4 protein-coding genes are annotated in these 4,582 nt (G+C 74.0%); all 4 read right to left on the minus strand.

Annotated elements, in window-relative coordinates; translation table 11 throughout:
* On the minus strand, nucleotides 1–1,511 hold a 1,511-nt coding region (locus tag AC0CYZ_RS31945; protein ID WP_472222339.1), incomplete at its 3' end, for a phosphoketolase family protein.
* 113 nt (nucleotides 1,512–1,624) lie between these two features.
* On the minus strand, nucleotides 1,625–3,364 hold the full coding sequence (locus AC0CYZ_RS31950; RefSeq protein ID WP_472222341.1) for an MOSC domain-containing protein: 1,740 nt from the start codon (nucleotides 3,362–3,364) through the stop codon (nucleotides 1,625–1,627).
* Complete coding sequence (locus tag AC0CYZ_RS31955; protein WP_472222343.1) at nucleotides 3,361–3,969, minus strand: redoxin domain-containing protein; 609 nt, start codon at nucleotides 3,967–3,969, stop codon at nucleotides 3,361–3,363. Before AC0CYZ_RS31955 ends, AC0CYZ_RS31950 begins: the two co-directional genes overlap by 4 nt.
* 6 nt (nucleotides 3,970–3,975) lie before the next feature.
* Nucleotides 3,976–4,582 (minus strand): SDR family oxidoreductase (locus AC0CYZ_RS31960; RefSeq protein WP_472222345.1); only part of this gene is annotated, 607 nt, incomplete at its 5' end.

Genomic DNA, 4,582 nt, shown 5'->3' on the forward strand with positions numbered 1-4,582 from the left:
AGCCACTTGGCGTGCTGGTTGACCATCGAGTCGACGATGTGGATGAAGGCTTCGTAGCAGGTGAACAGCCCGTGCCGGCCGGTGAGCAGGTAGCCCTCGAGCCAGCCCTGGCACATGTGCTCGGAGAGCACCTCGACCACCCGGCCCGCCGGAGCGAGGTGGTCGTCGCCGTCGACGAGCTCGGCGTCGAACTGCCGGTCGGTGACGGCGAAGACGTCCTGCAGCCGGTTCGAGGCGACCTCGTCGGGCCCGAAGAGGCGGAAATTCTCGGGGTTGGCGCGGATCACCTCGCGCACCCAGCCGCCCAGCACGCGGGTGGCCTCGGCGACGGGGCGGCCGGGCTCGTCGACGGCGACGGCGTGGTCGCGGAAGTCGGGCAGCCGCAACTCGCGCAGCAGCTCCCCGCCGTTGGCGTGCGGGGTGGCGCTCATCCGCCGCGTACCGCCCGGGTGCAGCGCGGCCAGCTCCGGGCGCAGCCGGCCCGCCGCGTCGAAGAGCTCCTCGGGCCGGTAGGAGCGCATCCAGGCCTCGAGGGCGGCCCGGTGTCCGGCGTTGTCGCGCGTCCCGGCCAGCGGGACCTGGTGGGCGCGGTAGGTGCCCTCCACCGCCACGCCGTCGACCTCACGGGGCCCGGTCCAGCCCTTCGGGGAGCGCAGGATCAGCATGGGCCAGCGCGGCCGTGCCACCGGCCGATCGGCCGCCTCGGCCTCGGCGGCGTCCCGCCGGATCCGGCGGATCTCGGCGACGATGTCGTCCATGGTGTCGGCCATCCGCCGGTGCACCACGGCGTGGTCCTCGTCGAGACCGGCGTCGACCACGAACGGCCGGTAGCCGTAGCCGGTGAACAGGTCGAGCAGCTCCGGTTCGGGGATGCGGGCGAGCACCGTCGGGTTCGCGATCTTGTAGCCGTTGAGGTGCAGGACCGGCAGCACCGTCCCGTCGTGCACGGGGTGGGCGAACTTGTTGGCATGCCACGCGGTCGCCAGCGGCCCGGTCTCGGCCTCGCCGTCCCCGACCACGCACGCGACCAGCAGGTCCGGGTTGTCGAACGCCGCGCCGTAGGCGTGGGCCAGCGAGTACCCCAGCTCCCCGCCCTCGTGGATCGAGCCCGGGGTCTCCGGCGCGGCGTGGCTGGGGATGCCGCCCGGGAACGAGAACTGCCGGAACAGCGCCCGCATCCCCTCCTCGTCGTCGGACACGTGGGAGTACCGCTCCGAGTAGGTGCCCTCCAACCACGCCGCGGCCACCACCGCCGGCCCGCCGTGGCCGGGCCCGCAGACGTAGAGCGCATCGAAGGTGCTGCTGCGCAGGACCCGGTTGAGGTGCGCCCACACGAACGTCTGCCCCGGCGTGGTGCCCCAGTGCCCCAGCAGCCGCGCCTTGATGTGCTCCGCGGTCAGCGGCTCACGCAGCAGCGGGTTGTCCTGCAGGTAGATCTGACCCACCGACAGGTAGTTCGCCGCCCGCCACCACGCGTCCACCAGGCCGAGGTCGTCAGCATCGATGGTCATGCGCACCGTCCTCCGGGATCGTCTCGCGTCGAGGGTCTCGCTCTCGCCGTTCCGCCCACGTCCGTCGATTGCCCTGGTTCCTCCGCTCCGGCCCGGCCCGGGCCTCCTCGCGGTCACAGGTCCAGGACGACGTCGGTCGTGGGCTGCGCGCAGCAGATCAGCACCTGTCCGTCGGGCGGTGGTTCGAGCGGCTCGGGGGAGTAGCGGACCTCGCCGGCGAGCAGCGGGGTGACGCACGTGTGGCACACCCCGGTCCGGCAGCTCCAGCGGGCGGGGACGTCACAGACCTCGGCGAGCTCGAGCACGCTGTGCGCGGAGTCGGGGAAGTCGGTGGCGACGTCGCTGCGCGCGAAGGTGACCAGCGGGCCGCTCGCCGCGGGTCCGGGCGGCCGGTGGGGTCGTCGCACGGTCTGCCCCACCAGGCCGGGGGTGCTCGGGGCGCGGGCGGTGAACAGCTCGGTGTGGATCCGGGCCGGGTCGAGGCCGAGCACGGTGAGTGCGTGCTCGATGTCGGCCGTGAAGGAGGCGGGGCCGCAGAGGTAGGCGTCCGCGGTGGTCGGGACGTCGAGTGCGGCCAGCGTGTCCTTCGTGAGGCGGCCGGCCCGGGCGTGCCCGTGACGTCGCTCCTCGGCCGTCGCCCGGCTCCAGAACACGAACTCGTGCACGCGCGGCAGCGCGGCGAGCAGCGCGTGCGCCTCACCCGAGAGGGCATGCTCGCGAGGCCCGCGGGCGCCGTGGATCCACCAGACGTCCCGGTCCCGGTGCCGCTCGACGCACTCGTGGAGCATGGCGAGCTCGGGGGTCACGCCGATGCCGGCGGAGATCAGGAGGATCGGGTCGCTGCCCTCGCGCAGGACGAACTCCCCGCGCGGCGCGGCCACGTCGAGCAGGTCGCCGGGCCGCACCGCCCCGGTCAGCCGACCACTGACCACACCGCCGGGCTCGCGCTTGACGGAGATCCGGTAGGCGGGCGCCCCGGGGGCCGAGGAGAGGGAGTAGCTGCGCACGGCGGCCGGTCGATCGGTGCCGGGGACCCGCACCGTGAGGTACTGCCCGGCCCGTGCGGACGGCAGCGGGGCCCCGTCGGGGTCCGCCAGGGAGATCGACGAGACGGTCGCGGACTCGGTCACGACACGGTCCACCCGCAGGCGGCGGAACCCGGTCCAGGCCGGCGCGTCGGGTTCCGGGTCGGCGCCCTCGGCGGTGAGCAGGTCGCGGAACGAGCCCTGCCACCCCGGGCTGAGCGCGGGGATCCGCATGGCCTTCCGGAGCGCCTCGGGGTCGCGGCCCGGCAGGTAGAGCAGTGCGTCGGCCTCCGCGACGGTGAGCGACCCGGGGCCCTCGCCGGTCTTGGTGATCCGGTCGCCGGCCGCGATGTCGCCCTCGCGCAGGACCCGCATGTAGAAGCCCGGGCGGTGGTGGCCGACGAGGAGCGCGGGCATCTCGGGGACCCCGAGCCGCAGGCCGACGCGGTAGCAGGTGACCCGGGGCTGGGTGACCTCGAACTCGGCGTCACCGATGCGGTAGCGGTCGCCGATGCACACCTCGTCGTCGGGCAGGCCGTCGACGGTGAGGTTCTCGCCGAACTGGCCGTACTCGAAGTCGTCGCGCCCGAGGTGTTGCTGCCAGTACCGGTAGGAGTCGATCTGGTAGACCATCACGGCCCGCTGCTCGCCGCCGTGCCCGGCGGTGTCGCCCTGCCCGTCGCCGTCGAGGTTGAGCCGCCGCACCCGGCACGGGCCGGTCACTGGGTGCTTCCACACCCCGGTGCGGACCGTGCGCCCCTCCCACGGCACGTCCTGCGGCATCCCGACGTTGACCGCGAGCAGCGTCGGCCCGGCGGGTGGCGTCATCCGCGGTCGCCCGAGGGACGTCCGGCCGTGGCGGTGGTCCGCTGGTCCCAGCCGTGGAAGGGCGCGAGGTCGCCGGCGTCCCAGCGCCCGCGCAGCCCGGGGGTGCCCAGGTCCCAGTCGGGACGGACGGCGCGGGTCGCCGAGCGCAGGTCGTGCCAGAGGTCGACGAGCGACGGGCGCCCCCAGAACCAGTAGCCGTTGTAGATCGTGTGCACGACCAGGCCCGGCTCGAGCACGAGGGTGTGGGGGATCATCGGGTCGTTGTCGGGGTCGGTGTACTCCTGGATGTCGAGGTCGCGCTGGACCGTGCGCCCCGGGTCGGACAGGAACGTCCACTGCGCGCCGACCGAGGCCCGGAACTCCTGCAGCGTGTGGTGCGGGTCGGTCGCGATCGTGACGATCTGCGTGTACGCCACCGCGAACTTCGGCTGGGCCGCGGCCATCTCGAGGTGCTGCTGGTGCTCCTTGGGACAGAAATGGCCGCGGGCCAGGGTCAGCACCAGCGGATCGCGTCCCTGCAGCTCGGACAGCGCGCGCACGGTGCCGGTGTGGTCGGGCAGGGCGTAATCGGGGAACACGGCACCGGGCCGGATGTCGGAGCGCATCGCGGGTCAGCTCCCGGAGCCGGACAGCAGTTGCTGGCCGCCGTCGACGTCGTAGACCGCGCCGGTAAGCGCGGTGTTCGTCATCAGGTGCACGGCCAGGGCGGCGACGTCCCCCGCCTCGATCACCCGGCGGACGGGCAGGGTGGCGCGGAGCTCGTCGCGTCGCGCGTCGAGGCCCTCGCCGAGCAGCCGCGCGGAGAGCGGGGTGTCGACGAAGCCGGCGGCGAGGAGGTTGACCCGAACCGGCGCGAGCTCGAGCGCGAGGTTGGCGGCGAGCGCGGCGGACGCCGCCGTCAGGGCGGCGGGCACGGTCAGCCCGAGCGCAGGGCGGCGCGCGGCGGTCCCGCTGATGAGCAGCAGGCTCCCTCCGGGCCGGACCTTCCCGAGTGTCGCGCGGGCGACGTGCAGAGGCAGCCAGAGGTGCTCGTCGACCTCTCGGCGGGCACGAGCCAGGTCGAGGTCGGCCAGCGGTGCGTAGTAGGGGCTGCCGGCGGTGAGCAGGATGTGGTCGACCGGGCCCGGCAGCTCCGCGAAGAACTCGTCGAGCCGGGCGGTGTCCGTGGCGTCGAACGCCGAACTCGAGCGAGCCGCCACCTCGGTCGCCGCGTGCTGC

Source organism: Actinomycetospora sp. (assembly GCF_055612215.1).

Excerpts from the sequence above, each read along its gene's own strand:
- AC0CYZ_RS31950 (WP_472222341.1), bottom strand. The coding sequence starts at position 3,364 with ATGACGCCACCCGCCGGGCCGACGCTGCTCGCGGTCAACGTCGGGATG.
- AC0CYZ_RS31955 (WP_472222343.1), bottom strand. The coding sequence starts at position 3,969 with ATGCGCTCCGACATCCGGCCCGGTGCCGTGTTCCCCGATTACGCCCTG.